11 protein-coding genes are annotated in these 19,804 nt (G+C 69.6%); 5 read left to right on the top strand and 6 right to left on the bottom strand.

The window, feature by feature from the left end; all coding sequences use genetic code 11:
* Positions 1–45: 45 nt before the first annotated feature.
* On the top strand, positions 46–1,212 hold the full coding sequence (locus tag GTZ93_RS23610) for an FIST signal transduction protein (protein ID WP_167548357.1): 1,167 nt from the start codon (positions 46–48) through the stop codon (positions 1,210–1,212).
* 16 nt (positions 1,213–1,228) lie between these two features.
* Complete coding sequence (locus GTZ93_RS23605; protein ID WP_139918587.1) at positions 1,229–3,451, top strand: sensor histidine kinase; 2,223 nt, start codon at positions 1,229–1,231, stop codon at positions 3,449–3,451.
* Here the strand turns inward: GTZ93_RS23605 and GTZ93_RS23600 are convergent.
* Both GTZ93_RS23600 and uvrA read right to left on the bottom strand, forming a co-directional pair.
* The gene (locus tag GTZ93_RS23600; RefSeq protein ID WP_139918589.1) at positions 3,448–4,896 is read right to left on the bottom strand and encodes a POT family MFS transporter; all 1,449 of its coding nucleotides are present in this window, start codon (positions 4,894–4,896) and stop codon (positions 3,448–3,450) included. The genes GTZ93_RS23605 and GTZ93_RS23600 overlap by 4 nt on opposite strands.
* A 22-nt stretch (positions 4,897–4,918) precedes the next feature.
* The gene (uvrA, locus tag GTZ93_RS23595; protein ID WP_139918591.1) at positions 4,919–7,792 is read right to left on the bottom strand and encodes an excinuclease ABC subunit UvrA; all 2,874 of its coding nucleotides are present in this window, start codon (positions 7,790–7,792) and stop codon (positions 4,919–4,921) included.
* 418 nt (positions 7,793–8,210) lie between these two features.
* On the opposite strand from uvrA, the gene GTZ93_RS23590 reads away from it, so the two are divergent.
* Entirely contained in the window at positions 8,211–11,150 is a 2,940-nt protein-coding gene (locus GTZ93_RS23590; RefSeq protein ID WP_139918592.1) for a choice-of-anchor D domain-containing protein, read from the top strand.
* Between the two features lie 84 nt (positions 11,151–11,234).
* Positions 11,235–12,158 carry a metallophosphoesterase family protein gene (locus GTZ93_RS23585; RefSeq protein WP_139918594.1) on the top strand — a complete coding sequence of 308 codons (924 nt, stop codon included), beginning with the start codon at positions 11,235–11,237 and terminating at the stop codon, positions 12,156–12,158.
* On the opposite strand, the gene GTZ93_RS23580 is transcribed toward GTZ93_RS23585, so the two are convergent.
* Genes GTZ93_RS23580 through GTZ93_RS23565 form a run of 4 tightly spaced genes read right to left on the bottom strand, consistent with a single transcriptional unit; the run spans position 12,148 to position 18,214 of the window.
* Positions 12,148–13,311 (bottom strand): hybrid sensor histidine kinase/response regulator, encoded by a 1,164-nt coding sequence (locus GTZ93_RS23580; protein WP_169831350.1) that lies wholly within the window; start codon positions 13,309–13,311, stop codon positions 12,148–12,150. The genes GTZ93_RS23585 and GTZ93_RS23580 overlap by 11 nt on opposite strands.
* Positions 13,295–13,915 carry a chemotaxis protein CheB gene (locus GTZ93_RS23575; protein ID WP_139918596.1) on the bottom strand — a complete coding sequence of 207 codons (621 nt, stop codon included), beginning with the start codon at positions 13,913–13,915 and terminating at the stop codon, positions 13,295–13,297. The genes GTZ93_RS23580 and GTZ93_RS23575 overlap by 17 nt, the downstream gene beginning before the upstream one ends.
* 16 nt (positions 13,916–13,931) lie before the next feature.
* The gene (locus tag GTZ93_RS23570) at positions 13,932–14,759 is read right to left on the bottom strand and encodes a CheR family methyltransferase (protein ID WP_139918597.1); all 828 of its coding nucleotides are present in this window, start codon (positions 14,757–14,759) and stop codon (positions 13,932–13,934) included.
* Between the two features lie 8 nt (positions 14,760–14,767).
* The gene (locus tag GTZ93_RS23565; protein WP_161663003.1) at positions 14,768–18,214 is read right to left on the bottom strand and encodes a response regulator; all 3,447 of its coding nucleotides are present in this window, start codon (positions 18,212–18,214) and stop codon (positions 14,768–14,770) included.
* Positions 18,215–19,259: 1,045 nt separating this feature from the next.
* On the opposite strand from GTZ93_RS23565, the gene GTZ93_RS23560 reads away from it, so the two are divergent.
* Positions 19,260–19,804 (top strand): FadR/GntR family transcriptional regulator (locus GTZ93_RS23560; RefSeq protein ID WP_161663002.1); only part of this gene is annotated, 545 nt, incomplete at its 3' end.

Genomic DNA, 19,804 nt, shown 5'->3' with positions numbered 1-19,804 from the left:
GCCCTGCACGCCCGCTCCCGCGTGGGTATCGATTCTCTAGAGCCCATGCGGATCCAGATTGGAAAGAGTCGCTCGCCGGATTGCACCGCCGCAGCGCGGGAGGCGAGCCAGGAGGCGCTGCGCGGCGCGGACGCCCCCAGCTTCGCGCTCGTGCTGTGCACGGACCAGTACGACGCGGTGGCGTTGGCGTCCGCGGTCGGCGCGCAGCTCGGGGACATCCCCTGGGCCGGGTGCTGCGCGGCGGGCGTCTTCGCGGGAACGGAGCTGCTGCTCCAGGGCCTGGTCATCGCGGTCTTCCGCGGCGGCGACTTCCGCGTCGGCGTGGGAATGGGCGGGCCGGTCAGCGTGAGCCCGCGAGCGGCCGGACGCGCGGCGGTGGCCGAGGCCGTCAGCAAGCTGCCTCCCAAGCCCCCTGGATACCGGCGGACGCTGTTCGTCCTGCCGGACGCGCTGAGCGGCAACTCGACGGAGGTCGTGCGCGGGGCTCAACAGGAGGCGGGCGCGGGCATCCGTTGGGCGGGCGGCGGAGCGGGCAACAACGTCCGGTTCGTGAAGACGGCCCAGTTCACACACGGGCATGCCTGGCAGGACCAGGTGGTGGTGATTGCCTTTGATGCCCTGGAGCCGTTGGGCGTGGGCATCCAGCACGGCTGGTCTCCGTATGGTCCGCCCTCGCAGGTCACCAAGGCCCGGGGCTCGACCGCCGTCGAGCTCGACTACGAGCGCGCCTTCGAGGTCTACCGGCACACGGCCGAGAGCCGGGGCGACGCCCTGGACGCGCAAAGCTTTCCCCGCTTCGCGATGACGCACCCGCTGGGGATTCCCCAGGCCAATGGCGAGTTCGTGATCCGAGACCCCCTGACTGTCGAACCCGATGGTTCGGTGCGCTTCATCGCCGAGGTTCCGGACGGCTCCCTGGTCCGCGTGATGGAGGGCAAGCGCACGGACCTGCTCGACGCCGCGGGCATTGCCGCCACCCTGGCCCGGGAAGCAACCCCTGGCGCGTTGGGTGGCGCGGTGGTGTTCGATTGCGTCTCCCGGTACCTCGTCCTGGGGGAGTTCGCCCAAGACGAGCTCGCGAGGTTCCAGGACGCGCTCGGAGAAGGGGTCCCGGTCGTGGGTTGTCTGACCCTGGGCGAGGTGGGGGCCATGGGAGGCGGGGTCCCCCAGTTCCACAACAAGACAGCGGTGGTGGTCGCCCTGCCTGGATGAGGGAGTGAGGGAGCGCATGGCGGACCACGGCGCGGATGGGGACCACAAGCTCACCGAGGAGCGGCTCGCGCTGTTGAGCGTGCTCCAGGAGCTCACCGTCGCGGCGCTCGATCTGCTCAATCCCTGCAAGCCCGCCGACGACTTCCTGGACCGCGTCGCGGAGCGGCTGGGGTGCGCGGTCGCCCTCTGGCTCCAGCCGGATGCGCGGGGGCATGTGGGGCTTCTGGGCGCGAGCGGGCTGTCCTCGGCCTCCCGCCAGCTCCCGATTCCAGGGCTGCCCCCGCGCCCCGAGATGCCAGCGCCTCACTCGGTGGACCTTCCCTACCCGGAGCTGGACTCGCCGGGGCTCGTGCGGTGGTCCGTGCCCATCGACGGCGCCGGGGCTCTTTCCAGCGTGCTGCTGCTGTACTTCGACCGCGAGCCGCGGCTGCCGCGGCAATACCGGGGCATGGTGGAGCGGCTTGGCGGTGTGCTTCACACCGCGCTTGTCCACCGGCAGCTCTTCGAGCGGACCCTGGACAGCGAGCGTGCGCTCCAGCGGGAGCGGGACTTCAGCTCGGCGGTCCTGGACACGGCCCGCGCGCTGGTGATCGTCCTGGATCCCCAGGGGCGGATCATCCGCTTCAACCGGGCGTGCCAGGAGATGACGGGCTACTCCTTCGAGGAGCTGCGCGGCGCGTATTTCTGGACGCGACTCCAGCCGCCGGACGAAGCGGCGCGGGTCGCGAAGAACTTCGCCGTGCTCGCGGCCGGGTTGGGGTTCGAGCAGTCCGAGCATCACTGGATGACACGCAACGGAGAGCGCCGCCTCATCGCCTGGGCCAGCAACGTGCTTCGAGGCGAGTCGGGAGTGATTGAGTACGTCATCGGCACCGGCATCGACATCACCGAGCACCGCCGGGCCGAGCAGGAGCGCGATCAGACCTTCCAGCGGGAGCAACAGGCGCGCGCCCGCGCGGAGGCGCAGGAGGGGCGGTCCGCGCTCCTGGCGGAGGCGTCCGGGCTGCTCACCGGCTCGCTCGCCCCCGAGGACGCGATGCGCAGCGTGGCCGCGCTGACCGTCGAGCGGTTCGCCGACTGGTGCGCGGTGGACCTGCTGGACGGGGGGCAGTCCTTCCAGCGCATCACCGAGGCCCGCTCCGATGCGCTGCACGCCACCGCGACCGCGCGGATGAACTGCGCGCTGCCCGACCTGGAGGCCGCGCATGGCCCGGGGAGGGTGCTCCGCCTGGGCGAGCCGGAGTTCTGCCCGGAGGGATGCGCCTCCATGTCACTGGGGTGCGTCCGGGACGGTCAGGGCCTGTCCGAGGTGGTCGAGTTCCAGTCGTGGATTTCGGTGCCGCTGCTCGCACGGGGGCATGCGCTCGGAGCGCTCACCCTCGCCCGCGTGGAGGGCGGTGGCCGGTATGGCCCGGCGGATTTCGCGCTCGCGCAGGAGCTGGCCCGCCGCGCGGCGATGGCGCTGGACAACGCCCGCCTCTACCAGCAGGCGCAGCTGGCGATTGGCCTTCGGGATGAGTTCCTCTCCATTGCCTCGCATGAGCTGAAGACCCCGGTCACGTCCCTCCAGTTGTCGGTGCAGGGATTGATGCGCCTTGCCCGCTCAGGAGCGCTGCGGACCGCGCGGGTGGAGACGGTGACGCACTCTCTGGAGGTCATCGAGCGTCAGGCGAAGCGGATGGTGAAGCTCGTCAACACCCTGCTGGATGTCTCCCGCATCCATGCTGGAAAGCTGGAGCTGGAGTTCGAGGAGGTGGACCTGGCCGCGCTGGTCCGGGACGTCGCGGCGCGCTTCGTCCCCGAGCTGGCCTCGTCCGGAACCCGGCTCCAGGTCCACGCAGACACGGCGATGCCGGGCGTGTGGGACCGGTCGCGGTTGGATCAGATCGTCACCAACCTGCTCTCGAACGCCATCAAGTACGGCGAAGGGAGGCCCATCGAAGTGCGAGTGGAGGGGGATGCCGTGATGGCCCGCCTGGAGGTCCGGGATCAAGGCATTGGCATCCCGGTGGAGCGGCACGCGCGCATCTTCCGCGCCTTCGAGCGCGCGGTGTCGTCACGCCACTACGGGGGGCTGGGATTGGGCCTCCACATCGTGAACCAGCTGGTGGAGAGGCTGGGCGGTTCGGTCCAGGTCGAAAGCGAGGCGGGGCAGGGCGCCACCTTCACGGTGGCGCTGCCCCGCCGGGGGCCGCACACGTCTCCCACGGCGGATCCGACCGTGCAGGTTTCGCCTTAGGCCGGCTTCGGCTCGACGCCCGGGTTGCGGCCGTCCATGGGGGCCTGCGCGTCCGTCTGGTAGTAGTCGCGCACTACGTAGCGGCGGGCCACCAGCGCCATGCCCACGGCCGCCACGGTCGCCAGGGCCGCGTAGAAGAAGAACTGCGCGGAGCCCGTGAAGACGTTGAGCGCCGCGGCGATGGCCACCGCCACGTTCGCCAGCGTGTTCGTCACCAGCCACACGCTCTGGATGGTGCCCTTCATCTCCCGGGGCGCCTGCGTGTACGCGAACTCCAGGCCCGTGGTGGACACCAGGATCTCCGCCACCGTCAGCACGATGTACGGCAAGAGCTGCCACGCGATGTTCAGCGTCGTCCCGCCCTCCATGGCCACCTGGAAGAAGCCCGCGATGACGAACGACGCGGCGCCAATCACCAGGCCCAGCGGCATGCGGCGCAGCGGCGTCAGCTCCCAGCCCATCCGCTGGAAGGCCGGGTACACCACGGCCGTCAGGAAGGGGATGAGCAGCATCACCAGCATGGGGTTGATGAACTGCATCTGGCTGGGCTGGAACACGATGCCGCCCACGTTGGGGTCCATGGACCGCGCCTGCACCACCCAGGTGGACGCCTTCTGATCAAACAGCATCCAGAAGAAGGGCACGAACGGCAGCATCAGCGCGGACACGCGGAACACCGCCTTCACGCCCTCCACCGACTCCGCCGGGTGCTCCGCCTTCGCCTTGTCCAGCCAGGTGCCGCCCGCCGCGTCCTTGCCCCGGAACGCGCTGCCCAGCACCTTGAAGAACGAGTGCGGATTGGGGCCCGTGGGCGGCACCAGCACGTAGTGCTTGCGGCCCGCCCAGAAGATGATCGTCGCCAGGAACATCAGGATGCCCGGCACGCCGAAGGCCACCGCCGGCCCGTAGTTCTTCATCAGCACGGGGACGAACAGCGACGCGAAGAACGAACCGAAGTTGATGGTCCAGTAGAAGATGGCGAAGACCTTCTTCACCAGGTGCTTGTTGGTCTCCGTGAACTGGTCGCCCACCATCGCGGACACGCACGGCTTGATGCCGCCTGAGCCAATCGCGATGAGCGTCAGGCCCGTGTAGAAGCCCGTGGCGTTGTCCTCGAAGAGCGCCAGGCACGCGTGCCCCGCGCAGTACACGAGGCTCAGCACGAAGATGGTGTGGAACTTCCCGAAGAAGCGGTCCGCCAGGTACCCGCCAAGGAGCGGGAAGAAGTACACCCCCGCCATGAACAGGTGCATCAGGTACTTCGCCTGGGCCTCCCTCGCCCCTGTCTCCGGCACGTGCGTGCGCAGCAGGTAGTCGATGAAGAACACCACGAGGATGTTCCGCATCCCGTAGAAGCTGAAGCGCTCACAGGCCTCGTTCCCGATGATGTAGGGAATCTGAGGCGGGAAGCGCTGGGAGGTGGGGGCGGTCGAGGTCTCGGCCATGCCCCCACCCTACCGGGGCCCCTCAGGCCGCGTCCACGCGCTTGCCAATGCGGGCCCGGCGCGCCTTGCCCAGCACGTGCTTGAGGTAACGCCCGGTGTGGCTGGCCTCCACCTTCGCCACGTCCTCCGGCGTCCCGATGGCGAGAATCTGCCCGCCGCCCGAGCCGCCCTCCGGCCCCAGGTCGATGAGCCAGTCCGCGCTCTTGATGACGTCCAGGTTGTGCTCGATGACGAGCACGCTGTTGCCCGCCTCCACCAGCCGGTTGAGCACGGACAAGAGCTTGCGGATGTCCTCGAAGTGCAGGCCCGTGGTGGGCTCGTCCAGGATGTAGAGCGTGCGTCCGGTGGCCACCCGGGCCAGCTCGCGGGCGAGCTTGATGCGCTGCGCCTCACCGCCGGACAGGGTGGGGGAGGGCTGGCCCAGCCGCAGGTAGCCCAGGCCCACGTCGGTGAGCGTCGTCAGCACGCGCAGGATGTCCTTGTGCGCGCCGAAGTGGTCCACCGCTTCCCGGACGCTCAGGTCCAGCGTCTCCGCGATGTTCTTGCCCTTGTAGCGCACGCGCAGCGTGGCTTCGTTGAAGCGCTTGCCGTTGCAGACCTCACAGGGGACGTACACGTCCGCCAGGAAGTGCATCTCCACCAGCTTCACGCCGTCGCCTTCGCACGCTTCGCAGCGGCCGCCCTTGATGTTGAAGCTGAAGCGGCCCGGGCCGTAGCCGAACGTGCGCGCCTCCGGCGTCATGGCGAAGACTTCACGGATGGCGTCGAACACCTTGGTGTACGTGGCCGGGTTGCTGCGCGGCGTGCGGCCAATGGGCCGCTGGTCGATGTCGATGACCTTGTCCAGGTGCTCCAGGCCCTTGATGGACTTGTGCTTGCCCATGGGCTCGCGGCTCTCGTAGAGCGCGCGCGCCAGGGCCGGGTAGAGGATTTCGTTGATCAGCGTGGACTTGCCCGCGCCGGACACGCCCGTCACCGCCGTGAAGATGCCCAGCGGGATGTCCGCGTCCACGTTCTTCAGGTTGTTCTCCGTCGCGCCCACGATGGAGATTTGATGCTTGGGGTTCACCGGCCGGCGGGACTCGGGGATTTCAATCTCCTGGCGGCCGGACAGGTACGCGCCGGTGAGGCTCTTCTCGTCCGCCATCACCTGCTTGGGCGTGCCCTGGGACACCACCTGACCGCCCAGTTCGCCCGCGCCGGGGCCGAAGTCCACCAGGTAGTCCGCCTCCTCCATCGTCTCCTCGTCGTGCTCCACGACGATGACGGAGTTGCCCAAATCACGCAGGCGCTTGAGCGTGGTGAGCAGCTTGCCGTTGTCACGCTGGTGCAGGCCGATGGAGGGCTCATCCAGGATGTAGATGACGCCTGTCAGCTCGCTGCCCATCTGCGACGCCAGCCGGATGCGCTGGCTCTCACCGCCGGACAGCGTGGACGCGGTGCGGTCCAACGTGAGGTAGCCCAGGCCCACGTCCACCAGGAAGGACAGGCGGCTGCGGATCTCCTTGAGCAGCTCCTGGGCAATCTTCTCCTCCTGCGCGCTCAGGCCCATCTGCGTGAGGAAGGTGCGCGCCTCCGTGATGGTCATCCGGCTCAGGTCCACCAGCGTGCGCGTGTGCACCTTCACCGCGCGGCTCTCCGGACGCAGGCGCTCGCCCTTGCAGGACGGGCAGGGCTTGTCGCTGAAGTACTTCTGCAGCTCCGCCTTGCGCGCTTCCGACGTGGTCGTCTTGAAGTTGCGCATGGTGCGGGCGAGCAGGCCCTCCCACTCCATGTCGTACTGGCCGTTGTCGCCCCACTGCACGGTGAAGGACTTGCCCTTCGCGCCGTTCATCAGGACGTCCTTCTCCCGCTTGGTCAGCTTCGCGTACGGGACGTCCAGATCGATCTTGAACGCGGACGCCAGGCTCTCCACGAAGTCCGCCGTCCAGCCCTCGCCGCGGTTCATGCCGCTGGCCCACGGCTCAATCGCGCCGTCGCGGATGCTGCGCGTCTGGTCCGGCACCAGCAGGTCCGCGTCCATCTCCGGACGGGTGCCCAGGCCGTTGCAGTCCGTGCACATGCCCAGCGGGTTGTTGAAGGAGAACGACGCGGGCGTCAGGTCCCCGAAGGACAGGCCGCACGCGGGGCACGCGTTCAGCTCGCTCATCACTCGGTCGGACGCGAGCGTGCCCTTCTCGTCCGTGATGATGAGCGTGCCCTTGCCCTCGCGCAGCGCGGTCTCCACGGAGTCCGTCAGGCGCGTGCGCAGGTCCGGCTTCAACACCAGACGGTCGATGATGAGCGCGATGTCGTGCTTGGACTTCTTGTCCAGCTCGATGCGCTCCTCCAGCTCGCGCACCTTCCCGTCCACGCGCGCGCGGGAGAAGCCGCGCTTCTGCGCCTCCGCGAGCAAATCTTTGTGTTCGCCCTTGCGGTTCGTGACGATGGGCGCCAGCACCTGGAGCTTGGTGCCCGCGGGCAGCTTCATGATCTCATCGACGATCTGCTGCGCGCTCTGCTTGCCCACCTTGCGGCCGCACTGGGGACAGTGCTGCACACCGATGGAGGCGTAGAGCACTCGCAGGTAGTCGTGCACCTCCGTGACGGTGCCTACCGTGGAGCGCGGGTTGTTGCTGGCCGCCTTCTGCTCGATGGAGATGGTGGGCGACAGGCCTCGCAGCGTGTCGTAGCGGGGCTTCTCCATCTGCCCCAGGAACTGGCGCGCGTAGGAGGACAGGCTCTCCACGTAGCGGCGCTGCCCCTCGGCGTAGAGCGTGTCGAACGCGAGCGAGCTCTTGCCGGAGCCCGACACACCGGTGAACACCACGAGCTTCTTCTTCGGGATGTCCAGGGAGACGGTCTTGAGGTTGTGCTCCCTGGCACCACGGATGGAAATGACGTCGGGCTCGGACATGGGGGGCGCTTTATCACTGAAAGGGTGTTCCGGTGCACGCAAAGGCGCACTACCGGAGAGGTTCAGCGGAAACACGCGAAACCGCCGCCCGCATCCCCACCGCCAAACGGGCACCTGGCCGTCCTGCGCACGCCACTCGTCCCCTCTGGAAATCGCACGGCCCCCGAGGGTCAGGGGTCGGTGTAGCATCGACCGTTTGTGAAGCTTTTGCAGTCGCTTCCACGAAACGTGGAATCTCCTGCTTTACCCGTTAAATGCCGTTCCCCAGCGTGGGCGCCCGTTTGCCGTGTTGGCGGCGTGACGGCGCCTCGTTGGGACGCCCAGGCACCAGGGTTGCACCTTTCTACGACGACCGGATCCACGCGCAGTGCTGTGTGGGGGGACACCGGTGCCGTGCGTAGGAAATGGGGGACTCTGTATGCGTGGACTCCGATGGCTGGTGTTGGCGTTGGTGGCGGCGGCGACGGCGTGTGAGCGGCCCACTTCACAGCAGGCACGCACGGGCTTCGCGGCACGCCCGGAGCTCCTGGATTTCGGCCCCGCCGCCGTGGGGCGCACCAAGACGATGACGCTGCGGCTGGCGAACCAGGGGCGCGCGTCGTACCGCGTGGAGGGGGCGCGCTCGTCGCTGCCCAACGTCAGCGTCCCGGTGTTCGAGCCCTTCACGCTGACGGCCGGCGCGGAGCACGAGCTTGAAGTGCGCTTCACGCCCGACGTGGAGGGCGCGGTGCAGGGGCAACTGGAGCTGTTCACGGACGCGTCCGGCGGCGCGGCGACGCAGGTGCCCATCAGCGGGCGCGGCGTGAAGGCGCTGGTGGAGGTGCCGGAGTCAGCACTCGACTTCGGCAACGTGAACCTGGGGCTGGTGGAGATGCGCGAGGTGACGGTGCGCAACCCCTCCGACGTGGAGAGCCCGCTGGTGTTGTCGGTGGAGGGCGCGGACAAGGACGAGTTCTCCGCCGGCGCGGGGATGCCGTCCACGCTGGCGCCGCATGAGACGCGCAAGGTGCCGGTGGCCTTCAGCCCGGTGCGGCTGGGCAACGGGGAGGCGGAGCTGCACGTCGCGGTGTGCGACGGCTGCGAGCCCGCGGTGGTGAGGCTGACGGGGATGGGCGTGGCCGGCGCGCTGGAGGTGACGCCGCTGCGCGTGGACTTCGGCCGGGTGGCGGTGGGCGCCACCGCCGAGGAGCGCATCACCGTGCGCAACCTGGGCTCCGAGCCGCTCAGCTACAAGGGCGCGGCGCTCCTGGAGGACCCGTCCGGCGTGTTCAAGGTGGTGAGCGCGCCCGCGCTCCCCAACGACGTGCTGGCTCCGGGCGGGGTGGTGGAGCTGCGCGTGGCCTTCACGCCCGCGGTGGCCGGCCGGGTGCGCGATGGCCGCGTGGAGGTGTCCGTGCGCAAGCCGAAGACGACGTCGCCCGGCCCCAAGGTGACGCTGACGGGCGAGGGCGGCGCGTCGTGCGTGGAGGTGACGCCCTCGCACCTGGACTTCGGGCCGGTGGCCTTCGGCATGACGGCCACGCGCGACGTCACCGTGAACAACCACTGCCGCGAGGAGACCACCGTCACCGGGCTCCACCTCACCACGCAGGCGGGGGGCTACTTCACGCTCGCGCAGCCGCCATCCAGCCAGCCGGTGGCGCCCGGGGGCACGCTGAAGGTGGGCCTCACCTTCAGCCCTCGCGCGGGCGTGGGCAGCGCGAGCAGCGGGCAGTTGGCCGTCACCTCCACCCAGCGCACCTCCAGCGCCACGGACGGCGTGACGCTGTCGGGCGAGGGCAAGGCCTTCGCGCCGTGCGAGTACGCGCTGCCTTCGGTGCTGGACTTCGGCCAGGTGCCGGTGGGCTCGGAGGTGGCGCTGGGGGTGACGCTGCGCAACACCGGCACGCAGGCGTGCTTCCTGGCGGGGCTCCAGCTGGCGTCAGGGTCGGACCCTGCGTTCCGCGCGTCGACGGTGGCCAACAGCGTGCTGGAGCCCGGCAAGAAGGCCACGCTGCTCGTGCGCTTCCACCCCTCCGGTGAAGGGGAGTTCCAGGGGCTCGCGGAGGGCTGGGTGAGCCACCCCACGCGCGGTCACCCGTTGGTGAACCTGGTGGGCCGGGGCGTGCAGGGGTGCTTCTCCGTGCAGCCCACCACGGTGGACTTCGGCATCAGCCGGCTGGCGTGCGGCCCTCGCACCCGCGAGTTCATGGCCTACAACGACTGTCCGGGGGACGTGAAGGTGACGGGCATGAAGCTGGAGCAGCCGGGCCAGGAGTTCGCCGTGTCCGGCGCGCTGCCGGCCACGATTCCCGCGGGCGGGCGCGTGAAGCTCACCGCGAAGTACGCGCCCGGGGAGGAGGGCGAGGACGCGGCGACGGTGCGCTTCACGCTGAGGGACGGCGCCGTCTACAACGCGGGGCTCGTGGGGCGGGGCCTGGCGAAGACGGACCAGACGGATCGCTTCGTCCAGCAGTCGGAGGCGCGCGTGGACGTGCTCTTCGTCGTGGACAACTCGGGCTCCATGATGGAGGAGCAGCAGAGCCTGGGGGATAACTTCTCGGCCTTCCTGTCCGCGGCCACCGCCGCGCAGGTGGACTACCGCATCGGCGTCACCACCACCGGCCTGGATCCGTCTCCGGGCGGCTGGTCCGAGTGCCCCGGCGGCGCGCTGGGCGGTGAGAACGGGCGCCTGTTCCCCGTGGACGGCTCCAGCCCGCGCATCATCACGCCGGAGACGCCCAACGCGGCCGGCGTCTTCGCCACCAACACGCACGTGGGCGTATGCCACTGGAACGAGCAGGGCCTGGACGCGGCGTACCGAGCGCTGTCGGATCCGCTGCTCTACGACCTGGATGATCCGCGCACGCCCCAGGCCAACGACGGCAACGGCGGCTTCCTGCGCGAGGAGGCGAAGCTGGCCATCATCGTGCTGTCGGACGAGGAGGACTTCAGCTCCCAGCCGGTGTCCTTCTACGAGACCTACCTCCTGGCCCTGAAGGGGAACGACCCGTCCAAGGTGAGCTTCAACGCCGTGGTGGGCCCGGAGGACCTGACGACCTGCACCACCTCCAGCAGCTCCGGCAGCCGGTACATGGAGCTGGCCCGGAAGCTCAACGGCGTGGTGGACAGCATCTGCACGCCCAACTGGGCCGCGTCGCTGGAGAAGCTGTCGGAGAGCGCCTTCGGGCCCAACCGCGCCTTCCCCCTGTCGGAGGTGCCGGAGGACCCCGGCGCCATCGCCGTCCGGGTGGACGGACTGCCCGTGACGGACGGCTGGTCCTATGACGCGCGGGCCAACGCTGTCATCTTCGACCGGCTGCGCGCCCCGGCCCCGGGCGCGGTGGTGGAGGTCACCTATCCGCTGGGTTGCCCGTAGCTGGGGCGGCCATACGTCCGTCACTGGAAAGTGACAGAGGCGGATGACTCGACAGGGAGGGGCGGGAGGCCTTGAGTGAAGGACATGCCGCAGGACTCCCTCCTCGTCGCCGCGCTGGGTGACATCCATGGCCGCTTCCACCGCGTGGAGGCGTGGCTGGATGCGCTGGAGCAGGCGCGTGGCCGGAGGGTGGACCTGGTGCTGGCGGTGGGGGACGTGGAGGCCTTCCGCCACGCGGACGACCACCGGCGCAAGGCCGCCAAGCGCGCCATGCCCGCGGAGTTCGCCGAGTACGCGGATGGCATCCGCCGCGTGAAGCGGCCGCTGTACTTCATTGGCGGCAACAACGAGGACTTCGAGGCGCTGCACGACCTGCCCGAAGGCGGTGAGCTGGCCCCGGACGTCCACTACCTGGGACGCGCGGGCCTGCGCACCCTGGGCCCCCTACGCGTGGCGTACCTGTCCGGCATCCACGCGCCACGCTTCATCGACCAGCCGCTGAAGCGGCCCACGTCGCTGGATACGGCGAAGCAGGCGGGCTACTTCCGCACGCCGGAGGTGGAGCACGTGTCCGCGATGCGGGACGTGGACCTGCTGCTCGTGCACGAGTGGCCCCGGGGCATCGTGCAGAAGGCCCGTGACGAACGCCTAGCCCCCTCGCGCCCGCTGCCCTCGCCGTGGATTGGCAACCCGGTGACGCGCAAGCTGGTGGACACGGTGCACCCGAAGTGGGTGATCTGCGGCCACTCGCACAAGCCCTTCGCCGTGGCGCTGGATACGCACGGGCGCACGCTGTCGCGCGTGGCGTGCCTGGATCAGGCGGCGCGGCCGGACACCGCCGTCTTCTGGCTGGAGTTCGAGGGGCGCGAGGCCCAGCGCGCAGGCTGGGGCGTCTCCGGTGTCGCCGCCTGGCAGGCGGGACAGCGCTGGGGGCTGCACACGCTGCCGCCGCTGGAGGAGTCCGACGGGCCGGGCAGCGTGCCCGTGGACAACGGCGCTACAGCTTGACGACGTCCATGCCCTTGCGCGGCAGCTCCACGCGGAACTCCGTGTAGGGCCCGCTGCCGGAGAGCACCTCCACGCCGCCCTGATGCGCGTGGATGATCTGCTGGACGATGTAGAGCCCCAGGCCCAGGCCCTCGCCCCGGCCCCGGCGTTGCTGGCCGCCGCGGAACGGGTCGAAGAGGAAGGGCATCAGGTGGGCGGGGATGACGCCCACGTTGGTGATGGTGAAGTGCAGGGCGTGGTCGCGCGTGCCGTCCACGAGGATGCGCACCGGTTCCGCGGCGTCGCCGTGCTGGAGCGCGTTGCCGATGAGGTTGGAGGCCACCTGCGCCAGCCGGTCCGCGTCCCAGTCCCCCACGAGGTCTCCGTCCTGCCGCACCTCGATGCGGTGGCGGGGCCATGACGTCTGGTGCTCCTGCACCATGCGCTGCACCAGCTGCCCGAAGTCCGTCTCTCCCCGGCGCAGCGGAATCCCGCCCGCCAGCCGCGCGCGCGCCAGGTCCAGCACGTCTTCAATCATCCGGCTCATGCGCTTGCCGGCGGTCATCATCCGCGAGGCCGTCTTCTTCACGGCCTCGTCTTCCGAGCGGCGCTGGAGCAGGTCCGCCGCGGTGAGGATGGCGGAGAGGGGGTTCCTCAGGTCGTGGCCCAGCACCGCGGTGAACATCTCGTTGAGGCGCAGCGTCTCCGCGAGCGTGTCCAGCTGCTGCGCCAGCTGCTGCTTCTGGCGATGCATCTGGAAGAAGACCTCCGCCTTGCCGCGCAGCGCGTGGGCTTCCAGCGGCTTGAAGAGGAAGTCCACCGCGCCGGCCTCGTAGCCCTTGAAGGTGCGCCAGGGGTCGCCACCGCCGGCGGTGACGAAGATGATGGGCACGTCGCGGGTGCGCTCTGAGCCGCGCATCAGCTCCGCCAATTCGAAGCCGTCCATCTCCGGCATCTGCACGTCCACGAGCGCGAGCGCGAACTCGTGACGCAACAGCAGCTCCAGTGCCTCCGCGCCGGAGCGGGCGCAGTGCACCTCCACGTCGTCACGCCGCAGCACGGCGGAGAGCGCCAGGAGATTCTCCTCCAGGTCATCGACGAGCAGGCACTTCACCCGGGAAGCCACGGGCAGGGGCTCCTTGCTGAGGACGGACAGGTCAGATAGCACCGCCATCTCCCCATGCCCGGAAGACGGCGGGCATCTGTTCAAGAGGCAGCACGAAATCCACCGGCCCTGCCGCGACGGCTGCCTGGGGCATGGCAGGCGAGCGAGCGATAGCGATGTTGGGGGCCTGCACCAGGGTGACGCCGCCCCGCCGTTTCACCGCCTGGAGCCCCAGCGCCCCGTCCGCGTTGGCGCCCGTAAGGATGACGCCGCCCAGGCGTGGGCCATAGACGGCCGCGGCGGATTCGAAGAGCACGTCGATGGCGGGGCGGGAGAAGTGGACGGGGGCGTCCATGGACAGCGCGAGCAACGGCCCCTTCGCGTCCCGGTCCACGAGCAGGTGGTAGTTGGGTGGCGCGAAGTAGATGGTCCCGGGCTGGACAGGCTGCTTGTCCGTCGCCTCGTGCACCGGCAGCGTGCACCGGGCGGTGAAGACCTCCGGCAGCAGGCTGGGGAGTTTGCGCGGCAGGTGCAGGACGACGAGGACCGCGGGCCGGAAGTTCGTGGGCAGCGCGGGCAGGATTTGTGTCAGGACATCCACCCCTCCCGCGGACGCACCAATGACGATGGCGTCGACGCGGCCAGCGGGCGGAGCGGGGCGCGGAGTGGGCATGGCGGTGGGGCCTCCTCTATCGCTTCTGGTAGAGCCTATCCTCGGGGACGACGGGGGTGAACGAGGCCTCGTGCGAGGAGAAGCGCAGAGACTCGCGCGCCCCCAGGCCCAGGAACCCCTTGTGACAGAGCGATTCCGCGAACAATCCCAGCGCGCGCTCCTGGAGTTCGCGGTTGAAGTAGATGAGCACATTGCGGCACGACAGGAGCTGCACCTCCGCGAAGACGCTGTCGGTGGCCAGGCTGTGGTCCGAGAAGACGATGTGGCCCTTGAGCGACCGGTCGAACACCGCGCCGCCGTACGCGGCGGTGTAGTAGTCCGACAGCGACGTGCGCGCGCCGGACAGCCGGTGGTTCTGGGTGAAGGACGCGATGCGGTCCACCGCGTACACCCCGGCCTCCGCTCGCTGGAGCGCGGTGGGGTTGATGTCCGTGGCGTAGATGAGCGTGCGCTCCAGCAGCCCCTCCTCACGCAGCAGGATGGCGAGCGACCAGGCCTCTTCCCCCGTGCTGCACCCCGCGACCCAGACCTTGAGGGACGGATAGGTGCGCAGCACCGGCACCACGTGCTCGCGCAGGCCGCGGAAGTAGGACGGGTCGCGGAACAGCTCGCTCACCTGCACGGTGAGGTAGTCCAGCAGCACGGGGAACAGCGCGGGTTCGTGCAGCATCCGGTCCTGGAGCTGGGACAGGGTGGCGCAGTCGAGGCGCTCGGCGGCCTGGGCCAGCCGGCGCTTGAGGGAGGACTCCGCGTAGCCGCGGAAGTCGTAGTGGTATTTCAGGTAGAGCGCCTCGAGCAGCAGCCGCAGCTCGATGTCGAACTCCTTCGTCGCCACGTCGTGCATGCGCGGCCTCACCCCTTGGGCATCCAGACGCGCAGGAGCGACAGCAGCTTCTCCACGTCGAGCGGCTTGGCGATGTAGTCGTTGGCGCCCGCCTGGAGGCACTTCTCCTGGTCGTCGCGCATGGCCTTCGCGGTGAGCGCGATGATGGGCAGCTTGCGCCAGGCCTCCTGCTTGCGGATTTCGCGCGTGGCGGTGAGGCCATCCATCTCCGGCATCATGATGTCCATCAGCACCAGGTCCACCGCGAGCTGGGGCTGGGCCAGGCTCTTCGTGAGCAGGGCCAGGGCCTCCTTGCCGTTGCGGGCGATCTCCACCTTCGCGCCCCGGGGCTCCAGCACGCTGGAGAGGGCGAAGATGTTCCGCACGTCGTCCTCCACCACGAGGATGCGGCGGCCCTCCAGCGTGGACTCGCGGTCGCGAGCGGCCTGGAGCATGCGCTGGTGCTCCGGTGGCAGGCGCGACTCCACCTGGTGCAGGAACAGCGTCACCTCGTCCAACAGGCGCTCCGGGGAGCGCACGCCCTTGATGATGATGGAGCGTGAGAAGCGGCGCAGCTGCTGCTCCTCGTCGCGGCTGAGCGTGTGGCCGGTGTAGACGATGACGGGAGGGAAGGAGACGGCCTCCTCGGCGGCCATGCGCTCCAGGAGTTCCTGGCCGCTCAGGTCCGGCAGGTGCAGGTCCATCACCATGCAGTCGAAGGTGTGCTCGCGAAGCCGCTGGAGCGCGTCGTGCGCGGTGGCGACGCCCTCCACCTCCACGTCTTCCGCCGCCAGCAGCTTCTGGATGCTCTCGCGCTGACGGGCGTCGTCCTCCAGCACCAGCACCCGGCGGGGGCCCGGCGCGGACTTCGTCTCCAGCGTGCGGAAGACGTCCAGCAGTTGCTCGCGCTGCACGGGCTTGAGCGCGATGCCCACCGCGCCCAGCTCCAGTGCCTCACGCGTCGGGTCCGCCGCGGACACCACGTGCACCGGGATGTGGCGCGTGCGCGGATTGCGCTTGAGCTGATCCAACACCGTGAGGCCGGAGTGGTCCGGCAGGTTCATGTCCAGGATGATGGCATGGGGCGCGTGGCCGAGCGCGGCCTCCAGTCCATCCGTGGCGGTGGCGGCCAGGATGCACTGGAAGCCCAGCTCGCGCGCCAGGTCGCGCAGGATGAGGGCGAAGCGGGCGTCGTCCTCCACCACCAGCAGCACCCGCGAGCCGGAGGTGAGCCGCTCGCGGTCGTCCTCCAGGCTAGGGGGCGGGGCCGGCGTCGGGCGGGGCGTGGCCACGGGCTGGACGGGGACTGGGGGCGGCGCGGGGAACTGCTCGCGAACCGCGGGTGCGGGGGGGCCCGGGCGAAGGGGGAGGGTGACGGTGAAGGTGCTGCCCTCGCCCGGCGCGCTGCGCACGGTGACGTCGCCGCCCAGCAGCCGCGCCAGGTCGCGGGAGATGGACAGGCCCAGGCCGGTGCCGCCGTACTTGCGGTGGGTGCTGCCGTCGGCCTGCCGGAAGGCCTCGAAGATGAGCCCCTGGAGCTCGCCCGGAATGCCGATGCCGGAGTCGCGCACGCTGAACGTCACGCGCCCCGGGCCCTCTGCGGCGACGGTGAGGGTCACCTCGCCGGAGTCCGTGAACTTGAAGGCGTTGGCGAGCAGGTTCTTGAGCACCTGGCCCAGCCGCTGGGGATCCGTCTCCAGCGTGGGGGGCACGCCCGGCGCGACGGTGGTGGTGAAGCGCAGACCCTTCTGCGCGGCCATGGGCTGGAAGGTGCGGCCCAGGTTCTCCACGAAGGGCTGGAGGCCCACTGATTCCAACTGCACGTCCACGCGGCCCGCCTCGATGCGCGACAGGTCCAGGATGTCATTGATGAGGGCGAGCAGGTCGTTGCCCGCGGAGCCTATGGTCTGCGCGAACTTCACCTGTTCGGCGGTGAGGTTGCCCTCCTTGTTGTCCGCCAGCAGCTTCGCGAGGATGAGCGAGCTGTTGAGCGGCGTGCGCAGCTCGTGGCTCATGTTGGCCAGGAACTCGCCCTTGTAGCGGTGGGTGCGCTCCAGCTCCGAGGCCTTCTCCGTAAGCGTGACCTGTGCCAGGGCCAGGTCGTCGCGCTGGTTCTCCAAGAGGTGCGCCTGGGCCTCCAACTGGGCGTTGGTTTGCTCCAGTTCCGCCTGCTGGTTCAGCAGTCGCGCCTGGGACTCCTTGAGGACGCGGCTCTGTTCTTCAATCTCTTCGTTGGAGACGCGCAGCTCCTCCTGCTGGGCCTGGAGCTCCTCTGCCTGGCGCTGCGTCTCTTCCAGGAGTTGTTCCAGGCGGGTGCGGTCGAGCGAGGCGCGCACCGCGACGCCGATGGCGTCCGACACCTGCTGGAGCAGCTCCAGGTGCGACGGGTGCACCGGGTGCAGGAAGCCCAGCTCCACGACCGCGTTGACCTGTCCGTCCACCTGGGCGGGCGCGATGAGCACGTGGCGCGGACGGCCCCGAGCCAGTCCGGAGGAGATGGGCAGGTAGCCTTCGGGCACGTCGCGCAGGTGGCAGGCCCGGCCGTCCTTGATGGCCTGTCCGGCCAGTCCTTCGCCGGGAGCCAGCGTGTCATGCCGCGCAGCCAGGTCCGCAGGAAGCGCGTGGCCCGCGACGCGGCGGAAGTGGCGCGTCGTGTCCGCGACGTAGAGTGCGCCTACCTGGGCGTCGAGCGTGTCGGCGAGGACGCGCAGGATGTTGTCTCCCAGCCGGTCCATGCGCTGGTCGCCCTGCATGCGCACGCCGAGTTCGGTCTGGGCGGTCTGGAGCCACGACTCGATGGCGCGGGCCCGGAAGTCGCGCGCGGCGGTATACGCGGCGATGCCCAGCAGCGCGAACAGCAGCACGGAGCCGCTCAGGGTGACGGCGAGGGCCAGGTTGGCGGACGCCTGGAACTCCCCGTACCGGCTCGTGAGCAGCGCGCGCTCCTCCAGTTCCATTTCCTCCACGGTGGCGCGGATGGTGCGCATGGCGGCGAAGCCGCTGTCCTCCTTCACCACGGCGATGGCCTGCCGGCCCTCACCGCGCAGTTGCAGGTCCACGGTCTCCTGCAGCTCCGCCAGCTTCTCCGTGACCGCGCCCTCCAGCCGGTCCAACCGCTGTTGCTGCACGGCGCTGTCGGCGATGAGTCCGCGAAGCTCCGCGAGCTGCTCCGGCAGCGTCTTCTTCGCGAGGGAGTAGGGGCTGAGGTAGCTCTCCGCGCCCGTGAGGAGGAAGCCGCGCTGCCCGGTCTCCGCGTCATTCACGGTGGACAGCACCTCCTCCAGCTTCGCCGCGACGGTGAGCGTATGCGTCACCATCTCGCCCGTGGCCGCGCGCGTCTTGAGCGTGCGGTAGGAGAGCAGTGCGATGGCGAGCACGGCCAGCGTCGCCACGGCGAATCCGGTGAACGTGGAAGGGGGAAGCGCCGGTCCGAAGCGCTCGACGCGCGGAGCATCCTTCACGCGGGGCGGGCTCATGGACACCGCCCAGGGGCGCACGGAAGGCAAGCAGTCACAGTGGAGCGCACGGAAGGAGCCCGTCCGACGAAGGTGAACGGATTGACTACCATGTCAGGAGGGGGCGCCCGGGACCCGAGGGGCCGAAGTGTCGCTTTGTGCGCGCCCGGCGAAGACGCGTGACCCGGGAGGGCGTCAGCAGTTCGTCAACCCAGGCCGCGACCCGAAGTTCCCCAAGCGGGCACGCGCCTCACGGATCAGCCGTGGACCGCGACGTCGCGTATGCGCGAAGCCCAAACTGGGGCACGGACAGATGCTCCCTCCCGGGCCCGGTTTCCGCAAAACCTGTCCGACAGTCGGACCGATTCGCGCCGAATGAAACCGAGGCCACACCCCTGGCGGAAGCAGCGGCGAACCGCAACCTCGTCTGCGCGCGGTCACCCAATCATGTGTACGAGCAGCATCGTCCCCCTGGAGCCAGTTGCCGCAAAACCTGCCCGACAGTTGGCCTGGTTCGCACCGAATGAAACCGATGCCGCGCGCCTGGCGGAATGCAGCGGCGACCCGCAGTGTCGTCCGCGTGCGGTCACCCAATCATGTGTACGAGCAGCGTCGCCCACCTGGGGCTGGTCGCCGCAAAACCTGTCCGACAGTCGGACCGGTTCGCACCGCATGAAGCCGAAGACGCTCGCTTCGCGGAACGGAGCGGCGAGCCACGACGTCATGCGGGCGCGGACATCAAGGTGGGGCCACGATCAGACAGAGCCGCCCGCATGGGTGCGGCTCTCCCAAGACCTGTCCGACAGTCGGACGGATTTCGCCGCTTGGGCCCGAGGCCGCTCCCGCCCGGCGGGGGCGCGACGTCATGCGCGCGCAAACGCCAAATTGGGGGCGCGGGCAGATGTCCCCGACCGGGCCCGGTTGCCTCAAAACTTGTCCGACAGTCGGACAGGTTTTCGCCGCCCGGGTCCCGGACTGCGGCCCATCCGATGACACGGATTGGTGGGCTCGCACGTCCATGTCAGACCCCTGTGGTTGGATGGCGATGCTGTGACGAGGAGGGGGAATGGGGATGGAACGGCGAGGACTCGTGGCCTATGTGGAGGCGCAAATCGAGCGCGATATCGCGCTGGGGCGGCTGCACCCGAGCGGGCAATTCGGCTCCGAAGCGAAGCTGGCGCGCCGCTATGAGGTGTGTCGGGGCACCATCCGCGAGGCGCTGCGGCGGCTGGCGGCACGGGGGCTGGTGGTTCAGCGCCCCGGACGCAAGACTCGCGCGGTGGCGTTGGATGAGTCGCTGACGCTGGAGAATCTGGGGCTGGCGCTGCATGACGCGAGCAACCCGGATGCCCGGTGGCTTCTGGAGGGCTACTTCAGCCTCAAGCGGCAGGTGCTGGTGGAGCTGCTGGCCGACTGCTGCGCGAAGGCCTCGGACCTCGACCTGGACCGGCTGGGGAGCACGTGCTACCAGCTCCAGGACGCGGCGCGCTGGGAGTCGGGGGAAACCTGCGCGCAGGCCGAGTTCGAGTTGCTGCGGCATGCGGCGCGGGTGGCGGCGCGTCCCGGGCACGTGCTCCTCGTTCAGTCCCTGCAGCGGGCATTCCTGGGAGG

It is taken from the genome of Corallococcus exiguus (assembly GCF_009909105.1).
Lineage (GTDB): Bacteria > Myxococcota > Myxococcia > Myxococcales > Myxococcaceae > Corallococcus > Corallococcus exiguus.
This window is presented reverse-complemented; position numbering and strand designations above follow the sequence as displayed.

Excerpts from the sequence above, each read along its gene's own strand:
- GTZ93_RS23610 (WP_167548357.1), top strand. The coding sequence starts at position 46 with ATGCGGATCCAGATTGGAAAGAGTCGCTCGCCGGATTGCACCGCCGCA.
- GTZ93_RS23605 (WP_139918587.1), top strand. The coding sequence starts at position 1,229 with ATGGCGGACCACGGCGCGGATGGGGACCACAAGCTCACCGAGGAGCGG.
- GTZ93_RS23600 (WP_139918589.1), bottom strand. The coding sequence starts at position 4,896 with ATGGCCGAGACCTCGACCGCCCCCACCTCCCAGCGCTTCCCGCCTCAG.
- uvrA (WP_139918591.1), bottom strand. The coding sequence starts at position 7,792 with ATGTCCGAGCCCGACGTCATTTCCATCCGTGGTGCCAGGGAGCACAAC.
- GTZ93_RS23590 (WP_139918592.1), top strand. The coding sequence starts at position 8,211 with ATGCGTGGACTCCGATGGCTGGTGTTGGCGTTGGTGGCGGCGGCGACG.
- GTZ93_RS23585 (WP_139918594.1), top strand. The coding sequence starts at position 11,235 with ATGCCGCAGGACTCCCTCCTCGTCGCCGCGCTGGGTGACATCCATGGC.
- GTZ93_RS23580 (WP_169831350.1), bottom strand. The coding sequence starts at position 13,311 with ATGGCGGTGCTATCTGACCTGTCCGTCCTCAGCAAGGAGCCCCTGCCC.
- GTZ93_RS23575 (WP_139918596.1), bottom strand. The coding sequence starts at position 13,915 with ATGCCCACTCCGCGCCCCGCTCCGCCCGCTGGCCGCGTCGACGCCATC.
- GTZ93_RS23570 (WP_139918597.1), bottom strand. The coding sequence starts at position 14,759 with ATGCACGACGTGGCGACGAAGGAGTTCGACATCGAGCTGCGGCTGCTG.
- GTZ93_RS23565 (WP_161663003.1), bottom strand. The coding sequence starts at position 18,214 with ATGAGCCCGCCCCGCGTGAAGGATGCTCCGCGCGTCGAGCGCTTCGGA.